Origin of the sequence: Clavibacter sp. VKM Ac-2872 (assembly GCF_015351105.1) — a bacterium.
Taxonomy (GTDB): domain Bacteria; phylum Actinomycetota; class Actinomycetes; order Actinomycetales; family Microbacteriaceae; genus Clavibacter.
Map to the genome: position 1 here is coordinate 236,187 of NZ_JADKRR010000002.1, position 17,753 is coordinate 253,939.

Below are 17,753 nucleotides of genomic sequence, written 5' to 3' on the forward strand. Positions count from 1 at the left end.
CATGAGCCGGCCATGCGCGGGCTTCAGCGGACAGTGCGAGGGCGGGCCTCAGAACGGGAGGGGATCGCCGACCCGGAGGCCCATGCTGACGAGCGCGGCGACCACGAGGCCGAGCAGGATCGCGCCGCTGATCCACGGGAGCACGTCGACGTCGATGGGGTCGCTGTCCGGTTCCCGCTGGCGCCGACGCCGCTCATCCACGCGCATCACGTAGGCGTGCGCGACGCAGGCGGCGGCCATCGTCCCGAGCGTGGCGGTGCCCGTCCAGCGGGCGAGCGCCGTGACCGGCTGACCGCACAGCGCAGCCACCCACACGACCACGGCGCCCAGGGCGAAGACGATCCCGATGAGCCACCATGCGAAGCCTGCCGCGACCTCCACGACCTCGTAGGCGAAGGAGGACGGGGTGCTCGCGTAGCGCGCCGCCTTCCGCTCGCGCTTCGTCATGCGCGCCGGGTCGGCGAAGTCGGCGCGATGGAGATCGATCGCGGGCGTCAGCGCGCGCACCTCCGCGGGCAGATCGGCGTCGGGCGGCAGCCCCAGGAAAGCAGGGATCTCGTGGTCCGCGATCCCGGAGTGCGCGATCATGCGCGCCAGGCGGTCGCGCTCCACCTCCGTGGTCCAGCCGGGGGACGCGATGCCCCATCGGCCGGCCTGGTCGGGCGCGATGAGCTCGCGGTACAGCCCGGCGAGGGCGAGCCGGGCGCCGGTGTCGAGGGGCTCATCCCGGAGGTGCTCCTTGAGGAGGGCGAGGGCCTCGGCCCGGTCGCCCTCGTCCCACAGGAGGCCGGCTCGGGTCGGGGCGTCGGGGGCGTCGGGGGCGTCGGGCACCGGCCGATGCTGCCAGGTCGGCGGGCGCGGCGAGCGGGCAGCGCACGGTCGGCCGGCCGGTGTCCGCCCGCGGACGACGACGGACCCGGCGCGTGATGCGCCGGGCCCGTCGTCATGCGGATCGCGCGGAGGCTAGTGCTTCTCCTCCGTCGCGCGCGTGACGGTCTCGCCGTCGACGCTCGCGCGGTCCTCCTTCTGCTTGTCGCCGCGGGTCTTCGCGAGGCTCGCGACCGTGGCGACCGTGATGGTCGCGCCGATGAAGAGGAGCGAGAACCAGATGGGGATCTCGGGAGCCCACAGCATCGGCTGGCCGCCGTTGATGAAGGGCAGCTCGTTGACGTGCATCGCGTGCAGCACGAGCTTCAGGCCGATGAACGCGAGGATGACCGCGAGGCCCTGCGACAGGTAGACGAGGCGCTCGAGCAGCCCGCCGATGAGGAAGTACAGCTGGCGGAGGCCCATCAGCGCGAAGGCGTTCGCGGTGAACACGATGTACGCCTCGTTCGTCAGGCCGTAGATGGCCGGGATCGAGTCGAGCGCGAACACCAGGTCGACGAAGCCGATCGCGATGACGCAGAGCAGCAGCGGGGTGACGAAGCGCTTGCCGTCGATCTTCGTGGTGAAGCGGTCGCCGACGAAGTCGTCGTGGACGGGCAGGATCCGGCGGGCGATGCGCACGAACAGGTTGTCCGCCGCGTTGCCGCCGTGGTCGCCCTTCAGCTGCTGGTACGCGAGCACGAACAGCAGCGCGCCGAAGATGTAGAAGACCCAGGAGAAGTTCTCGATGAGCGCGGCGCCGAGGGCGATGAAGCCGGCGCGCATGATGAGTGCGATGACGATGCCGATCATCAGCACCTTCTGCTGGTACTTCCGCGGCACGGCGAACCCGGTCATGATCAGCAGGAACACGAACAGGTTGTCGATCGACAGCGCCTTCTCGGTGAGGTAGCCGGCGAAGTACTCGCCACCGTAGCCCCAGCCGCTGGTGAAGCCGATGCCGACGCCGAAGATCAGTGCGAGGCCGATGTAGAAGGCCGACCAGCGGGCGGACTCGCCGATGGTGGGCTCGTGGGGCTTCCGCACGTGGGTGAAGAACTCGTAGACGAAGAACGCGATGGTGACCGCGATCGTGATGAGCCAGGTGGTCGTGGTGATGTTCACGGGGGTCTCCGGGAATGAGGCCGACGGGATATCGGGACGGCGGGTGGCGCGGATCCCCATGATCCCATGCGGCATCTCCCCATACCGGGGAAATGCCTGCGCCTACGCTCCGTGGATCGTGCGGCTCCGGCCGGCTCAGGTCAGGCTCGGCGCCTCGAACGGATAGGCGACGTACGCGAACCGGCGGGAGTCGGGCGCCCAGCTGGTGACGTTGATGGTGCCCTGGCCGCCGGGGAAGGTGGCGAGGTCGCGGGTGCGATGGCTCTGCCGGTCGATGACGCGGAGGATCACGTCGTGGTCGGCGGGGTGGCCGAGCGTGCCGGGCGGGAACGAGAGGTAGACGATGTGCTCGCCGTCGGGAGACGGGTGCGGGAACCAGTTGACGCGCTCGTCGGAGGTGAACTGGTGCGTGTCGGTGCCGTCGACGCGCATCGTGAACAGTTGCGCGTGGCCCGGCAGATCGGATCCGCGCTCCGAGTTGAAGTAGAGCCAGCCGCCGTCGGGCGAGAACTCGGCGCCGTCGTCGGGGAAGCCGTCGTCGGTGAGCTGCGTGGTGGGGCCGCCGTCGACGGGCACGAGGTGGATGTTCGTGGTCCACTCGCCGCGCGCGTCGACCTGCCCGCCGATGACGCTGAGCGTCGAGCCGTCGGGCGAGACGCCGTGCAGGTAGTTCTTGAAGCGGAGCGCCGGATCCCGGTCCGCCGTGATCCGACGCCCCTGCCCACCCGCGCCGTCGTTCCAGAGCACGTCGTACAGGTGACCGTCGCGGCCGGAGACGTACACGTGCGCGCCGTCGGGCGAGAAGACGTGGTCGTTGTTGATGGGCGGGACGCCGCCGAGATCCACCGCCTGGAAGTCGACCGCGGGCTCGGGCAGGTCCGGATCCGGCTCCTCGGCCTCGGGCGCGCGCAGCCGCCAGAGCCCGCCCTCCGCGTTCACGACGAGCCAGCGTCCGTCGGGCGTCCAGTTCGGCGCCTCGATGTGCAGCACGGCCGACTCGGCGACCATGCGCTCGGCGCCCGTCTCCACGTCGACGACGAGGAGGCGGGCCAGCTGGCCGTCGCGCAGCGTCACGCGGTGGATCCGGCGGTGCCGTCGGCGGGCGTCGCGGCGGGCGCGTCGTCCCGGTTGTTCGCGAACGCCGAGTCGAACAGGCTGTCGGGCGTCGGCCAGAGGAGGGAGCGCACCTGCGCGAGGGCGTCGGGGGCTCCGTGCAGGCGATCCATCCCCGCATCCTCCCACTCGACGGACACGGGTCCGTCGTAGCCGATGCTGCGGAGCGCCCGGAAGGCGCGCTCGAACGGGACGTCGCCGTGGCCGACCGAGACGAAGTCCCAGCCGCGGCGCGGGTGGCCCCACGGGAGGTGGGATCCGAGCCGGCCGCCGCGGCCGTCCGAGGTGACCCGTGTGTCCTTGGCGTGCACGTGGTAGATCCGGTCGGCGAAGTCGAGGAGGAAGCCGACGGGGTCGATGCCCTGCCACATCATGTGGCTCGGGTCCCAGTTCAGGCCGAAGCCGGGCCGGTGGCCGATCGCCTCGAGCGTGCGGCGGGTGGTCCAGTGGTCGTAGGCGATCTCGCTCGGGTGCACCTCGAGCGCGTACCGCACGCCCTCGTCGTCGAACACGTCGATGATCGGGTTCCACCGGTCGGCGAAGTCCTGGTAGCCGGCGTCGATGACCGATTCGGGCACGGGCGGGAACATGGCGACGTAGGGCCAGATGCGGGATCCGGTGAAGCCCGTCACGCGCGTCACCCCGAGCCCGGCGGCCGCCTTCGCGGTCAGCTTCAGCTCCTCGGCCGCGCGCTGACGGACGCCCTCCGCCTGGCCGTCGCCCCACACCTTGGAGCGGAGGATCGCCTGGTGCCGGAAGTCGATGGGGTCGTCGCACACGGCCTGGCCGGTGAGGTGCTGCGAGAGCGCGTGCACCCGGAGGCCGTGGCGCTCGAGGATCTCCAGGCGGCCGCGGAGGTACGCCGGATCCTCCGCCGCGCGCCACACGTCGAGGTGCTCCGCGGAGCACGCGATCTCGAGGGCGTCGAAGCCCCAGCCGCTCGCGAGCCGGGCGACCTCCTCCAGCGGCAGGTCGGCCCACTGGCCGGTGAAGAGCGCTACGGGCGTGGTGATCTGGGGCATGGTTCCCTCTCGTCGACGGTGACGGTGCGGTGCGTGCGGTGGCGCGGCCCGGTGACGGCGCGCGGGATCCACGCTACACACCGGGCCGCGCCCGCTCGCGGGGCTCCGTCAGCGAAAGTTCGCCGACTGCGTGCGCTGGTACCCGGCGAGCGTGATGCCGCCGAGGAGCACCGCCCAGGCCGCGAGGAGGATCAGCGGGATGCCCATCGTCGCGGTGTCGTGCCGGGCGGCGGCGCTCGTCAGCGTGCTCCACGCGCCGGTGGGGAGCAGGACCGTGAGCGACTCCCAGGGCGTGCCGCTCGTGTCCCCGCCCGTGAACAGCCCGCCCGCGAACGACAGCGGCAGGTACACGAGGTTCGCGAGGCCGAGCGCGCCCCGGGCGGGGAACCAGTAGCCCATCGCCAGTCCGAGCAGCGCCATCGGGACGGCGCCGGCCAGCACGGCGAGCGCGACGGCTGCGAGGGTCGCCGCGTCGACCCGCACCCCGCCGACCGTGAACCCGACGAGGGCGACGGGGATCACGAACAGCACCCCGAAGACGCACGCGACCGTGAGCTTGGCGGCGAGCCGGATCCACGCGGGCACCGGCGCCGTGAACAGCCACCGCTCCCACGGCGACTCCCGGGCCGACGCGACGCCGACGCCGAACTGGAAGGTGACGGTGCCGAGCACCGAGAACAGCACGTAGCCGAGGAGCACGCTGAGCCGCGCGCTCGGCGGGCCGCCCTGCGGCAGGCCGACGACGACGTAGATGAGCACGGGGTAGGCGAGGAGCGGCAGCACGAACGCCGGCATGCGCGCGTTCTGCGCGAGCTCGCTCACGACGTGGGCGCGGTAGATCGCCAGCCGGCGCGCGGCGGTGGGACGGGCGGGCATCAGCATGGCGCTCATCGGGCGCATCCCGCCGCATCCGCGGTGCGTGACGGATCGGGCGGGACGGCCTCCGCGCCACCCGCCAGCACGCGCTCCACGATCTCGCCGAGCCCCGGCTCGACGACCGTGAGGCGGGGCTGCGGGACGGCGGCGAGCACCAGCCCGGCGACGACGTCGGAGCGGTCCGTGTCGATGACCCACCGGATCCGTTCGAGGCCGCGCGGCTCCTCCCCCGCCTCGGGCACCGCGCCGGACGACCGGAGGCGCCGCGCCTCGGCGGCGGTCGCGTCGAAGCCGACCCGCCGCACGCCGGCCAGTCCGCGGAAGTCGGCGGCGGTCCAGTGGCCGACGACCCGGCCGTGGTCGAGGCAGACGACCGTGTCGGCGAGCGCCGCGACCTCCTCCATGTCGTGCGACGCGAGGAGCACCGTGCGCCCGGAGTCGCGGACCGCGGCGATGGCGTCGCGCACCGCGGCCCGGCCGGGGATGTCGAGCGCCGCCGACGGCTCGTCGAGCACGACGACGGGCGTCCCCGCACCGACCACGCACGCGAGCGCGACCCGCCGTCGCTCGCCGCCGCTGAGCCCGCCGGTCTGGCGCGACGCGAGGCGGTCGAGGTCGAACCGGTCGATGGCGGCGGCCGGAGTGAGCGCGGCGGCATGCGGCACGAGCGCGAGCGCGAGCACCTCGCGCACCGTGAGGTACTCGGGGAACGCGAGCGCCTGCGGCATCACCGCGACGAGCGAGGCCGTCGGGCCGCCGCGACGCACGTCGTGGCCGAGCACGCGCGCGCGGCCCGCATCCGGCCGCCGGGTCGCCGTGAGGACGTCGATGGCCGTGGTCTTGCCGGATCCGTTCGGCCCGAGCAGCGCGTGCACGAGCCCCGGCGCGAGGGAGAACGTCGCGGCGTCGAGGGCGCGCGTGCGGCCGAAGGTGCGGGTGATCCCGTCGAGCTCGATCGCGTCAGTCATGGGATGCCTCCTCCGCGGCGAAGTGCCGCGCGCCGGCGGCCGCCGCGTGCGGGTGGTCGGGATGCGCCGCGGCGGGAGCGAGCCCGCCCGGGGGCGCGGTGCCACCGGGATCCGGACGCCCACCCAGCGAGACCGCGTAGAGCGACGACTGCGTCACCCCGTCGAGCCCGAGCACGGCGTCGAGCTCGTGGTCGACGAAGCCGACCCAGCCGATCGACGGCAGCCCGAGCGCCGTCGCGACGAGCAGCGCGTTCTGCGCGACGTGCCCCGCCTCGAGCAGCGTGAGCCGGTAGCCGCGCAGCCCGTACTTGGTGCGGGAGCGCTCGAAGCTGCCGGTGATCACGATCGTCACGGCCGCCTGCTCCGCGAGGGGCGCCATGGCCCTCGGCGCGGCACGCCGGAAGCGCGCGAGCCGACCGGCCCGGTCGAGGCCGGACACGTCGACGAGCGCCTCCTCGAGCGGGTCGAGCTGGTGGATCCCCGCCGCGACGCCCTCCGCCGCCCGCACCACGACGTGCAGGTCGAGCGGGTAGAGCCCGCCGGCCGAGGGCACGAAGCGGCCGGTGCCGCCGCCGCGCTGACCGTAGGCGAACCGCAGCACGGTCGCGAGCTCCGCGAGCGCGAGCGGCGCGGCGAGCTCGTCCGGATCCGCGGACCGCCGGGCCGCCATCGTCGCCCCGAGCCCGTGCGGCAGCGGCAGCGCCGGAGGCAGGGCGAGCGCCGGGAGCAGGCGCGGCGCGCTCGTGGCGCCGCCCGGTCCCGCGTCCGCGACGCCCTGCGCCTCCTGCGCCAGCTGCTGCGCGTACCGCACGTCGGTCCAGCCGGGGTGGGTGATGCGCGTGATCTTGGACGCCTCGTGGAAGTCCTCGGCGAGGTCGCCCGCCGCCCGCTCGACCGCGCCGCCGACGCTGAAGATCGGGCCGACGCTGCCGGCGGACGCCGGTGCCGGTGCCGGACCGGGCTCCGCACCCGTCCCGGCGGGGCCGTCCTCCGCCGTGCGCGTGGGCGCCGTGCGCGTGGGTGCGGTGCCGATGTCGGTGATGCTCATGGGGTCCTCCTGGTGGTGCGGGCGCGACGGGTCGCGATGACGTGGACGCGGGGCGGCGGGGCGGCGGTGCGTCCTCACGGGAACGGGTGCGGGACGCCGACGAGGTCGGCCGGGCTCTGGATCGCGGGCCCGTCCCGCCACCTCCGGTACAGGCGCGGATGACCGAGGAACCGGGCGTCGTGCCGCACGTCGAGGGCGACCAGGTCGGGGCTCAGCGCGCGGACGACGTGGAAGCCCGCGGCGCGCACCTCCGGCGCGGTGATCTCGGACAGCAGAACATCGATCCCCTCCCGATGCAGCCCCTCCACGACCTCTCCCCAGCTCGACGGCCCACCCACGGACGCCACGGACTCGACCGACGCGTCGAGGGCGGCGGACAGCGGGCGGGCGGACGGCGCGCAGTGCAGCCGCACGTGGTCCTCGAACTCGACGACCGCGGACGGCTCGACGGGCGGCTGGGGCAGCAGGCGCAGGCACCAGTTGTGGGTGTGCACCGCCTCGCGCACGGCGTTGAGCACGGCGCGGTCGAGCCGGAAGTCGGCCGCGCAGCCCACCGCGACGCCGATGCGCTCGCTCCGCATCACCGCGAGGAGCACGGGCACGTCGGCCGCGGCGTCGAGCACGCGCAGCGAGAATGCGGCGCCGAACCGCCCGCAGAGCTCCTCGAGCCGCGCGAGCTCGCGCCGGGTCGCCTCGGTGAGGCGGGGGCTGGCGCGCCAGTCGAAGGCGGGCGGCGTGGACGCGCGCAGCCACGCCCGCTGGAACGCGTCGCGCTCGATGAGCTCGAGGATCGCCCGACCCGCCGCGAAGCCGAACGTGGGCCCGGCGGCGACGCCGGACGAGGTGGCCGGTTCGAGGTGCCGCTCGCGGTGGCCGTCGGACGCGTGCGGGTCGTCGAAGACCACCATCTGCGCGGGGACGTGCAGCTGCCTCCCGCCGTGCAGCGACCGCGCGGGGAGCCAGGTGAGCAGGTCGCCCCGCTCGGCGCGCTCGAACGGGAACGCCGGATCCTCGCGCTGCGCCGGGTGGAAGCGCCGGAACGCGTCCGGCTCGACCTGGCGGGCGTCGGAGCCCAGCGGCGCGCGGAACGCTCCCCGGCCGCCGGCCAGGGAGAGGCGCTCCACCGCCTCGCCCACGCACGACCTCCGGGCGTCCGCTGCGCTGCCGCCCGGCCCCATGCTGAACCCCTCGGTGGCGATTCCCGCGAGGAAGCCCGTGTCGGCCGTGCGTGCGGAGTGCAGCGCGTCGGGGATGGCGTCCGGCGTGAACGCCATGGGGTGCGAGTACGCGACGAGCCCGGTGAACGGGCTCACCACGTCGGCCCCCGCCGTCCTCAGGCGCGCCACGGCGACACCACCCCCGCGTACGGCCGCGGCCCGCAGGTGCCGCAGCGGGCGACGCGGAAGACCGGATGCGCCTCGGCCGACAGCACCTTCGGCTCGACCACGAGCACGGTGCTCGCCACCAGCCAGTCGCGCGCGAAGACCCAGCGGGCGGCGTACCGCGCGGCGAAGCCGGCCACGATGGCGTCGAGCGCGGGGTCGCGGGGGACGGGCGCGACGGCATCGGCGACCGCCGCGTGATCCGCGGCGAAGGGCGTGGTCGAGGCCCAGCGCAGGGTGACGCACTCGAGGCACGGCCCCTCATCCGGCACGACGACCGGGCCGACGAGCTGGAAGCGGCCGTCGAACGGGTGGATGGGGAGCCAGTCGCGACCGGCCGCGTGCATTCGCGCGCCCACCTCCCGGAGGACGCGTCGGCTGCCCGCCGCGATGACCAGGTCGGCGTCGGTCTCGTCCGTGAGCTCCGCCGAGGGCAGCGCCTCGGCCAGGGAGGTGAGCAGGGTCGGGATGGCATCGCCGACCAGGGCGACCCGCGCGGGGGTGCGGGGATCCCGAGGGCGGCCGATGCCCGTGCGGTCGCCGCCGTTGCGCCGCGCCTCGTCGAGCACGTGCGCGAGCTCGGCCTGGTCGGGGTCGTCGAGGCGGCCCACGGGATCGGGCGCGGCGTCGGCGGCGGGCCGCGTGGGCGCGCCCACGACGACGTCGCGCACCACCAGCTCGTCGACGAGGTCGGCCACGACCGACGCGTGCACGCCGAACGCGCCGTCGACGTCGGCGCGCGTGAAGGGACGGGAGAGGAGCCGCGACACCGCGGAGACGGCGTCGCCGGAGGGCAGCTGTAGGGAGACCAGCTCGCGACCGCCGAGGAGGTGGAGGGTGTCCTCCACCTCCCCGACGGCGTAGCGGGGACTCACCGAGTAGGTCGTCGACGGGTCCATGACGGATGCGTCAGCGAGGCTGCTGCTTGCTGCTGCACGAGCAGCACGTGCTGCAGCAGAGGGTGACGTCGGCCATCACGACCTCCGCCTCCCGCCCGCGGTGCGTGATGGTGAAGCCGAACGCCTCGGCGAGCAGCGCGTCGGCGCGCGCGGCGTCGACCTCCTCGACGCGCGTGGGCGCCTCCGCGAGCGCCGATGCTCCCGTGCTGGCCGGTCCTTCCATGAGCAGGGTCATGCCGTTTCCTCTCTCCGTGCTGGTGATGGGTGGGTGGGACGACGCCTTTCTAGCACGATCTTCCGTGCCCTGGGCAGATGCGCATTACCTGTTGACAACGACGTCCTGAGCCCGGAGCATTCGCCCGCGTCGAGGCGGCCCGGGTCGGATCCGACGCGTACCCTGGAGCCCGTGACGGACGAGATGCTGGCCTTCCCCTGGGAGGACGACCTCGCCCCCGCCGCACCCGCGCCGCCCCCTCCCCCGCCGCACCTGACGCGCATCGTCGCCCACTCCTCGGATCGCGTCGCCTGGCTCCGCGCCCGCAGCTTCGGCATCACCGCGACCGACGTGGCGCGCCTCGCGACCGACGCCTCGCTGCAGGCCGTCGCGCTCGAGAAGCTCTACGGATCCGGCTTCGGCGGCAATCGCTACACCGACCACGGCCGCGAGCGCGAGCCCGAGATCGCCCGCTGGGTCGAGTCCGAGCACGGCATCGTGCCGAGCGCGCACCTGTTCCACGCCGAGGGCCAGCGCCGGCACCTCGCGACCCCCGACGGCGTGGGCCTGCGCGCCGACGGCCGCCTCGAGCTCGCGGAGATCAAGACCACCGCGAAGCCGTGGCGCAGCATCCCGCGCAACTACCTGCGGCAGATCTGGTGGCAGCAGTACGTGCTCGGCGCCGAGCGCTCGCTCATCGTCTGGGAGCAGCACGTCGACTTCGTGCCCGTGCACGACATCCCGAAGTGGAAGTGGATCGACCGGGACGAGGCCGAGATCGCCGCGCTCGTGGCGCGCGCGAACGACCTCATCGCGCTCATCGTGCGCATGGCGAACGCGCCGGCGGGAGCCCGCGGCCTGGCCTGATCCGCCGGCAGGCGCGGCACGGCCCGGCGACGGCGCCGGTCCCGCGCATTCTTCTCACCCGGGGAACACCGCGGAAACACGCCCGACTCACGCGCCGACTTCACTGGTGGTGCGGGGGCGCGGTGGGATCCGCCGCACCGTCACGTCGGAGGAGGGGTCGCACGATGAGCCAGGTCGTCCAGTCGAGAGCCGGCGTCGCCGCCCAGGCCCAGCGGGATCGCGCGGCCGCGTCCCTCGCGCTCGCGCCGCACGGCACCACCATGCGCGCCGCCGTCGTGACGGAGACGGGCGGGCCGGACGTGCTGCGGATGGCCGACATCCCCGTGCCGCGTCGCCTCGACTCCGAGGTGCTCGTGAAGGTCGTGGCCGCGGGAGTGAACCCGGTCGACCTCCGGCTCCGCGCCGGCGAGCCCGGCGGCCCGACGCTCGGCCCGCTGCCGGCGGTGCTCGGGCGCGACTTCAGCGGCGTCGTCGTCGAGTCGCCCTACGAGGACCACGCGCTGCATCCGGGCGACGAGGTGTTCGGCCTCGCGATGGCGCCGCGGATGCCCGGCAGCTACGCCCCCTACCTCGCCGTCCCCAGCGTCAGCCTCGCCCGCAAGCCCGCGCGCCTGTCGCACGTGGAGGCCGCGGCGACGCCCCTCAGCGCGCTGACCGCGTGGGGCATGGTCGTCGACATCGGACGGGCGCACGAGGGCCAGGTCGTGCTGGTGCACGCGGGGGCCGGCGGCGTGGGCCACTTCGCGGTGCAGTTCGCGCGGCACTTCGGCGCGCACGTGATCGCCACCGGCTCGCCGCGGAACGTCGAGTGGCTGGCGGAGCTCGGGGCGGACGAGGTCATCGACCGCACGCAGGCGCGCTTCGAGGACGTGCTCGCGGACGTCGACGTGGTGATCGACCTGGTCGGCAACTGCACGGACGACACCGGCACGCGCTCGCTCGCGGTGCTCCGCCGCGGGGGGCTGATCATCAGCGCTCCCGTGCGCGGCTGGCCGACGCTCGTGCAGGACGCCGCCGCCGCGGGCGTGCGCGCCACCCACTACGAGGTCGCGCCCGACGGGCAGAAGCTGGCGGTCATCGCGCGGCTGCTCGAGTCGGGCGACATCAAGGTCTACGTCGACGAGGTCTTCGACCTGCAGGACGCCGCGGAGGCGCACCGCCACGTGGAGGGCGGGCACGCGCGCGGCAAGGTCGTGCTCAACGTGGCGCGCGGCTGATCCGCGGGGCCGGTACGCGCCGCCCGTCAGCGGCCCGGGGCGCCGGCGACGACGAGCCGCCCCCGGGCGTCCCACGCGAGCGGGAGCGGATCCGGGATCCGACCGCCGAAGCGCCCGTCGCCGTCCTGGTCCTCGAAGCCCATCAGGACGGCATCGCCCGCCGGCGTCGTCGCGATCCGCCCCGCGTACAGCCCGGCGCCGTGCACGAGGTGCGCCCGCGCGATGTCGAGGGGCGCGGATCCGAACGGCTCCTCGTCGGCGAGCGGCAGCGCGAAGATCCCGCCCTCCTCGCCGGCCCGGGCACCGGCGAGGTCCGACGCGGCGCACGAGAAGAGGAGGACGCGACGCCCGTCGACCGTCGCGACCTGCAGCACCTCGAGCTGCGCGAACCCGGCGCCGGGCGCGCTGAGCGGCGCGGCGGCCGTCCACGTCACGAGGTCGGGCGAGACCGCCTGCCCCACGACGCCGCGGTCGAGCGGATCGGCTCCGGCGCCGGGCGCGCCCATGCGGGACCTCGCGGTGACGAGCATGCGCCAGCCGCCGCCCGCGGGATCCGGCTCGACCCAGGGATCCCGCCACGCCTCCTCGCGCCAGGTGCCGTCGGCGAGCGTCTCGTACCAGCGTGGGTCGGCCGACAACGCGGATCCTGTCGCCTTCACCCACCGGTGCAGGTCGGTCGAGGTCGCCTGCAGCACGGTCTCCACGTTCACGCCCGCGTCGTCCCGCGGGAACACCGAGCCCGTGTACGACATCCGCCAGAGGCCCGACGGGTCGCGCGTCACGCTGCCCGTCCACGTGGCCGACGCGTCCGGCGCGCCGGCCGGGCCGTGCTCGAGCACGACGCCGTGGTCGGTCCACGTGACGAGGTCGGTCGAGGTCGCGTGGCCCACGGCGGCGTTGCGGTGCCGGAGGTCCGGATCCCCGAGCGAGGTCGGCGCGTGCAGGTAGAAGAGATGCGTGGTGCCGCCGTCGACGGCCGTCCACGAGTCCCAGACCCAGTGCCCCGGCAGCGCGAACGCCATCAGCCCTTGACCGCACCCTGGAGGAGCGCGGCGATGAACTGCCGCTGGAAGATCACGTACACGATCACCGTGGGCAGCATCACGATCAGCGACGCCGCGAACAGCAGCGGCAGCGCGTCGATGTACTGGCCCTGGAACGCGCCGAGCGCCCCGGCCATGGTGCGCTCGCTCGGGTCGTCGATCATGACCAGCGGCAGGAGGAACTGGTTCCAGGTCCAGAGGAACAGGAGGATCCCGAGCGCCGAGAGGGCCGGCCGGGCGAGCGGGAGCTGGATGCTCCGGAACTCCTGCCAGATGCTCGCCCCGTCCACGCGCGCGGCCTCCGACAGCTCGCGCGGCACGCCCACGAAGTGCGCGCGCATCCAGAACACGCTGAACGGCATGTACAGGCCGATGAGCGGGAGGATGACCGCCCACCTGGTGTTGATCAGCCCGAAGCCGGTCATCTGGTAGTAGAGCGGGATGATGATCGCCTCGAACGGGATGGTCAGCCCGATGATCATGGCGACGAGGACGTACTTCCCGCCGGGCACCCGCAGGTTCCCGAGCGAGTAGCCCGCGAGCGTGGCGCAGACGAGGCTGACGGGTACGACCATCACCACGATGAACAGGCTCGAGAGCATCAGCGTGCCGATGTTCCCGACCGTGAACGCCGTCACGAAGTTCTCCCAGTAGGCGGGCGTCGGCCAGGAGAAGCCGTTGGGCAGCGAGTCGGGCGACTGCAGCGCGGCGGTGAGCATGCTGGCGAAAGGCAGCAGGGTGAGCACGAGGACCGCGATCAGGAGGATGCGGCCCACGACGAGCTCGGTGCGGTTGACGATCATCAGTCGCGCTCCCTCGAGAGTCGTTGGACGGGGAGCACGAGCAGCAGCACGAACACGAGCAGCACCACGCCGAACGCGGACGCGAGGCCCACCTGGCTCTGCACGAAGGCGAGCCGGAAGATCTCGATGCCGGGCACGAGCGTCGTGGTGCCCGGCCCGCCCTTGGTGGTCGTGTAGATGATGTCGAACGTGCTCAGGGCGGCGATGACCGTGATGGTCACGAGCACCGCGATCTCCTGCCGGAGGCCCGGCAGGGTGATGGTGACGAACTCGCGGAAGAAGCCTGCGCCGTCGAGCCGCACGGCCTCGTAGAGCGAGCCGTCGATCTTGCCCATGCCCGTGAGCAGCAGCACGGTGCACAGGCCCGTGAGCACCCAGGATCCGATGAGCCCGACCGCGGGGAGCGCCGTGCCGAAGTCGGCGAGCCAGGAACGGGACAGGAAGCCCAGCCCCACCGCATCGAGGATGGAGTTGATGGTGCCGGACTGCGCGTACATCCACGACCACGCGATGCCCGCCGCGACGAGCGGCACGATCTGCGGCAGGAACAGGATGGTGCGCGAGATCGAGGCGAAGGGGCCCGGCTTCATGCCGCGCAGCAGGGTCGCGAGCGCGAGCCCGGCCGTGATGGGGATCACCATGAAGAACACCACGAGGATCAGCGCGTTGAGGATGGGCGTGAGCAGCCGCGTGTCCGTGAAGATCTGCACGTAGTTGTCGAGCCCGATGAAGGTGGACGCGCCGATCCCGTTCCACTTGTAGAACGAGTACTGCACCGCCGTGATGAGCGGCCAGACGACGAACGTGCCGTAGGCGGCGACAGCGGGCAGCAGCATGATCCAGCCGACCGTGGCCGTGCGACGGGCCTCGGGACCGAGACGGCGACGCGTCCCGGAGGCGCGGGCCGCCCCCGTGCGCCGCGGGGCGGGCCCCGCGAGGGCGGCGGCCGGTGCCGTCGCCCTCGCGGGGATCGTGCGATCCGTGGTGCTCACTGTGCGGCGAGGTCCTGCTCGTAGAAGTCCTGCGTGGCCTTCAGGAAGTCCGCGGGCGCCATCTTGTCGGTGAGCAGCAGCTGCTCGTTGGGCTGGAGCGAGCCCTGGTAGATGCCGGCCGTGCTGTTGGCCATGAAGTCGACGAACCCGTCGTCGCCCCCGACCACCGCGGACAGCTCGAGGGCCTTGGCGATGAGGCTGCCCTCCTTCGCGGTCGGCAGCGCCTGCGCGGGATCGCCGCCGGGCGAAGCGCCCGTCACGTCGACCACGATCTGACGCGCCTTCTCATCGGTCACGATCCAGTTCAGGAACGCGGCGACCACGTCGGCGTTCTTCGACTTGGCCGGGATGGCGAAGGTGTTGCCCGTGCCCATCGCGACGTGCTTCGCGCCCGCCTCGAGCGGCGGCACGAGGGCGAACTGCGCGCCGCCCGTGCCGAGGGCCTTCTCCACGTTCGCGGCGTCCCAGTTGCCGTCCCACATGAACAGCCCCTGGCCGGCCGAGAAGTTCGACACCATGGTCGTGTAGTTGATCGCGTTGACGTCCGGCGGCAGGTACCCGGCCTTCGCCCAGTCCTGGAACTGCGTGGCACCCGCCAGCGCCGCGTCGGTCTGGATCGTCGCGCCGGGCTTGTTGTACATCCAGTCGACGAGGCCCTGCTTGTCGCCCTGCTGGTTGATGAGCGACTGGAGGATGAAGGTCCCCACGCCGTCCTGCATGCCGGTCTGGATGGGGAGCACGCCCGCGTCCTTCGCCTTCGCGAGGTCCGCCTCGAGCTCGTCCATGGTGGACGGCATCTCGGTGATGCCCACCTGGTCGGCCAGCTTCTGGTTCATGTAGATGCCCGTGACGCTGTACCCGATGCCGAACTGCCACAGCGAGCCCTCGCCGCGCACGCCCTGGTCGTCCATCCGGGCCCCCGCGAGCTGGCCCGCCGGGAAGCGGTCCCAGCCGTAGGCGTCGAAGTACGGGTCGAGGTTCGTGAGGAGCCCGTCCTTGACCGTCGTGCCGAGCGTCGAGAGGCGGATGAGGTCCGGGGCGTCGTCGCTCGCGAGGAGACGCGGGGTGTTCGCGAGGAGGTTCTGGAAGCTGTCGCGCGTGATGTCGAACTTCACGTTCGGGTGCTGCTTCGTGAACTCGGCAGTGAGCTCGTCCGTGACCGGGAACCCGGTCTCGTCCTGGATCCGGATGGTGACGTCGTCCGTGGGGATCGCGGTGCTCACGGCGCCCGAGGGGGCGGAGGCGACGGGTGCGCTGCCGGGTGCGCAGCTCGCGAGGGCGAGCGCCGAGATGGCGGCGGCGGCGGTGAGCGCTGCCGCCCGTCCCGCCCTTCTCATGGTGGACATGCGGTGTGACTCCTTCGTCAGGTGGGACGGGCGGGCGGTACGGTGCGGTTCGTGTCGTGCGGTTGACGCGAGCAGCGATGCCCGCGGATCCAGAGGGTACTGGTAAATCCATTTATCGGGTGCAGAAGATTACGCGTGCCGCGCTGGAGCGCGTCAACCCGCGGTCACGGCGACCGCCTCATCACCGGATACGCTCACGAGGAGGAGGACGTCACATGCGCCAGAAGCGACCGACCCTGGCGGACGTGGCCCGTCTGGCCGGCCTCTCCCCGACCGCGGCGTCGCAGATCCTCAACGGCACGCCCGCGACGCGCTTCTCCGAGGACGCCCACCGTCGCGTCCTCGCCGCGTCGGCCGAGCTCGGCTACCGCCCCAACATGGGTGCGCGGGCGCTCCGCACCGACCGGTCGCTCACCATCGGCTTCATCTCGGACGTCGTCGCCACGACGCGCTTCGCCAGCGGCCTCATCCGCGGCGCCCTCGTCGAGGCGGAGCGCGCGGGTCATGTGGTGCTCGTCCTCGAGACCGGCGACGAGGAGGCGCGCGCGGCCGAGGCGGTGTCCGCGGTGCTCGACCGGCAGGTCGACGGCATCGTCTTCGCCACCATGCGCGCACGCGAGCTGGTCGTCCCCGACGTCCCGGCCTCCACGCCCGTCGTGATGCTCAACGCCACCAGCCCGCACCACGCCCGCTCGGTCCTGCCGGACGAGGAGGAGGGCGGCCGCCGCGCGGTCGACCTCCTCGCCGCCGCCGGCCACGTGGACGGCATCGCGCTGCTCGGCAGCGACCCGGAGACCGAGCGCCGCCTCTTCCGGTCGGAGACCGTGGCCCGCCGCCTGCACGGGATCCGCGGCGAGATGGCCGAGCTGGGCCTCGGCTTCACGGCCGAGCGCGCGTGCGCCGACTGGGAGCCCGAGACCGGCTACGAGGCCGCGGGCGCGATGCTGGACGCGGCGCCCGGGATCCGCGCGATGATCTGCCTGAACGACCGGCTGGCGTTCGGCGCCTACCAGGCGTGCCAGGAGCGCGGGGTCCGCGTCGGCGCCGAGATGTCGCTCGTCGGCTTCGACAACGACGAGCTGGCGTCCTACCTGCGGCCCGGCCTCACGACCATCGCCCTCCCGCACGAGGAGATGGGATGCGAGGCGGTCCGGCTCGTCCTCCGGGACGCGGAACCGGGCGAGCGCCTCGTGGGGATGCCGGTGGTCGAGCGCGGCTCGATCGCGACGGCGTCCCCGGCCGACGGCGGCCCGGCCGTCGTCGCGCGGGAGCGCCTCGCGACCCCGGCCGAGACGGCCTGAGGCGGGGCCGGGCGGCGTCGTCCTACCCCGCCGCGGCGGCGGCCAGCGGACGCTCCATCACGTGGTCGGTCTCCACGGCGTCCGGGAGCCGGAACGAGCGGGTCCCGACGATGCGGAACCCGCTGCGCTCGTAGAAGCGGATGGCCCGCGCGTTGTGCTCGTTGACGCCGAGCCAGATCCCGGCGTCGGCGTCCCGGCCCCGCTCCCCGGCCAGCTCGCGCGCGACCCGCAGCGTCTCCGTCATGAGCGGGCGGGCGACGCCGGCGCCGTGCGAGCCCTGCTCGACGTACACCTTGCTCACCTCGACCTCCGGGCGCAGCCGGAGCGCGCCCGTCACGTCGGCGTCCGTCGGCGGCGCCGCGACGACCATCGTGTAGCCGACCGGCCGGCCGTCGACCTCCGCGAGCACGACCCGGCACGCGGGATCCGCGAGGTGCGCCCGGAAGCGCGCGGACGAGAGGACCGTGCGGATGTGCTCCGCGATCGCCCGGGCCGTCGTGGTCGGCGGGCAGGCCAGCGCGAAGGTGCGGGCGGCCAGGGCGGCCACCCCGTCGGCGTCGGCAGCCGTCGCGACGCGGAAGACGGGGACGGCGGGGGTGACGGCGGGATCCGGGATGCTCACCCCACGAGCCTAGGCAGGCCCGCGCCCCGGGATGACGCCAGGACCCGC

Annotated in this window: 18 protein-coding genes; 3 read left to right on the forward strand and 15 right to left on the reverse strand. The window is 73.5% G+C overall.

What is annotated here, in order from left to right:
* Window positions 1-48: 48 nt before the first annotated feature.
* The 10 genes from ITJ40_RS11430 to ITJ40_RS11475 all read right to left on the reverse strand — a co-directional run bounded on the left by ITJ40_RS11430 (window position 49) and on the right by ITJ40_RS11475 (window position 9,535).
* Window positions 49-831 (reverse strand): tetratricopeptide repeat protein, encoded by a 783-nt coding sequence (locus ITJ40_RS11430; protein ID WP_194667192.1) that lies wholly within the window; start codon window positions 829-831, stop codon window positions 49-51.
* Between the two features lie 132 nt (window positions 832-963).
* Window positions 964-1,992: a TerC family protein gene (locus ITJ40_RS11435; RefSeq protein WP_194667193.1), complete on the reverse strand. Its 1,029-nt coding sequence runs from the start codon at window positions 1,990-1,992 to the stop codon at window positions 964-966.
* A 135-nt stretch (window positions 1,993-2,127) separates the two neighbouring features.
* Window positions 2,128-3,066: a PD40 domain-containing protein gene (locus tag ITJ40_RS11440; RefSeq protein ID WP_194667194.1), complete on the reverse strand. Its 939-nt coding sequence runs from the start codon at window positions 3,064-3,066 to the stop codon at window positions 2,128-2,130.
* Window positions 3,063-4,127 (reverse strand): sugar phosphate isomerase/epimerase, encoded by a 1,065-nt coding sequence (locus ITJ40_RS11445; RefSeq protein WP_194667195.1) that lies wholly within the window; start codon window positions 4,125-4,127, stop codon window positions 3,063-3,065. The genes ITJ40_RS11440 and ITJ40_RS11445 overlap by 4 nt, the downstream gene beginning before the upstream one ends.
* A 108-nt stretch (window positions 4,128-4,235) precedes the next feature.
* Complete coding sequence (locus tag ITJ40_RS11450; RefSeq protein WP_194667196.1) at window positions 4,236-5,018, reverse strand: ABC transporter permease; 783 nt, start codon at window positions 5,016-5,018, stop codon at window positions 4,236-4,238.
* Window positions 5,015-5,971, reverse strand: a complete 957-nt coding sequence (locus tag ITJ40_RS11455) for an ABC transporter ATP-binding protein (RefSeq protein WP_194667197.1) — start codon at window positions 5,969-5,971, stop codon at window positions 5,015-5,017. Before ITJ40_RS11455 ends, ITJ40_RS11450 begins: the two co-directional genes overlap by 4 nt.
* Window positions 5,964-7,019: a SagB/ThcOx family dehydrogenase gene (locus tag ITJ40_RS11460; protein WP_194667198.1), complete on the reverse strand. Its 1,056-nt coding sequence runs from the start codon at window positions 7,017-7,019 to the stop codon at window positions 5,964-5,966. The genes ITJ40_RS11455 and ITJ40_RS11460 overlap by 8 nt, the downstream gene beginning before the upstream one ends.
* Before the next feature lie 74 nt (window positions 7,020-7,093).
* The gene (locus ITJ40_RS11465) at window positions 7,094-8,365 is read right to left on the reverse strand and encodes a YcaO-like family protein (RefSeq protein ID WP_370532041.1); all 1,272 of its coding nucleotides are present in this window, start codon (window positions 8,363-8,365) and stop codon (window positions 7,094-7,096) included.
* The gene (locus ITJ40_RS11470) at window positions 8,353-9,300 is read right to left on the reverse strand and encodes a TOMM precursor leader peptide-binding protein (protein WP_194667199.1); all 948 of its coding nucleotides are present in this window, start codon (window positions 9,298-9,300) and stop codon (window positions 8,353-8,355) included. Before ITJ40_RS11470 ends, ITJ40_RS11465 begins: the two co-directional genes overlap by 13 nt.
* A gap of 10 nt (window positions 9,301-9,310) precedes the next feature.
* Window positions 9,311-9,535 carry a hypothetical protein gene (locus ITJ40_RS11475; RefSeq protein ID WP_194667449.1) on the reverse strand — a complete coding sequence of 75 codons (225 nt, stop codon included), beginning with the start codon at window positions 9,533-9,535 and terminating at the stop codon, window positions 9,311-9,313.
* Between the two features lie 183 nt (window positions 9,536-9,718).
* On the opposite strand from ITJ40_RS11475, the gene ITJ40_RS11480 reads away from it, so the two are divergent.
* Entirely contained in the window at window positions 9,719-10,381 is a 663-nt protein-coding gene (locus ITJ40_RS11480) for a YqaJ viral recombinase family protein (RefSeq protein WP_194667431.1), read from the forward strand.
* A 260-nt stretch (window positions 10,382-10,641) separates the two neighbouring features.
* Window positions 10,642-11,598 (forward strand): NADP-dependent oxidoreductase, encoded by a 957-nt coding sequence (locus ITJ40_RS11485; RefSeq protein ID WP_194667432.1) that lies wholly within the window; start codon window positions 10,642-10,644, stop codon window positions 11,596-11,598.
* A 26-nt stretch (window positions 11,599-11,624) separates the two neighbouring features.
* On the opposite strand, the gene ITJ40_RS11490 is transcribed toward ITJ40_RS11485, so the two are convergent.
* The 4 genes from ITJ40_RS11490 to ITJ40_RS11505 are packed head-to-tail and all read right to left on the reverse strand — an operon-like array spanning window position 11,625 to window position 15,782.
* Window positions 11,625-12,620, reverse strand: a complete 996-nt coding sequence (locus ITJ40_RS11490) for a glycosyl hydrolase family 32 (protein ID WP_194667200.1) — start codon at window positions 12,618-12,620, stop codon at window positions 11,625-11,627.
* On the reverse strand, window positions 12,620-13,444 hold the full coding sequence (locus tag ITJ40_RS11495; RefSeq protein ID WP_012039470.1) for a carbohydrate ABC transporter permease: 825 nt from the start codon (window positions 13,442-13,444) through the stop codon (window positions 12,620-12,622). Before ITJ40_RS11495 ends, ITJ40_RS11490 begins: the two co-directional genes overlap by 1 nt.
* On the reverse strand, window positions 13,444-14,436 hold the full coding sequence (locus ITJ40_RS11500; protein ID WP_194667201.1) for a carbohydrate ABC transporter permease: 993 nt from the start codon (window positions 14,434-14,436) through the stop codon (window positions 13,444-13,446). Before ITJ40_RS11500 ends, ITJ40_RS11495 begins: the two co-directional genes overlap by 1 nt.
* Window positions 14,433-15,782 carry an ABC transporter substrate-binding protein gene (locus ITJ40_RS11505; RefSeq protein ID WP_194667202.1) on the reverse strand — a complete coding sequence of 450 codons (1,350 nt, stop codon included), beginning with the start codon at window positions 15,780-15,782 and terminating at the stop codon, window positions 14,433-14,435. Before ITJ40_RS11505 ends, ITJ40_RS11500 begins: the two co-directional genes overlap by 4 nt.
* Window positions 15,783-15,997: 215 nt before the next feature.
* On the opposite strand from ITJ40_RS11505, the gene ITJ40_RS11510 reads away from it, so the two are divergent.
* Window positions 15,998-17,083 carry a LacI family DNA-binding transcriptional regulator gene (locus ITJ40_RS11510; RefSeq protein ID WP_194667203.1) on the forward strand — a complete coding sequence of 362 codons (1,086 nt, stop codon included), beginning with the start codon at window positions 15,998-16,000 and terminating at the stop codon, window positions 17,081-17,083.
* Between the two features lie 22 nt (window positions 17,084-17,105).
* Here the strand turns inward: ITJ40_RS11510 and ITJ40_RS11515 are convergent, their stop codons facing one another.
* Window positions 17,106-17,705, reverse strand: coding sequence for a GNAT family N-acetyltransferase (locus tag ITJ40_RS11515; RefSeq protein ID WP_194667204.1), 600 nt, complete (start codon window positions 17,703-17,705; stop codon window positions 17,106-17,108).
* Window positions 17,706-17,753 lie beyond the last annotated feature (48 nt).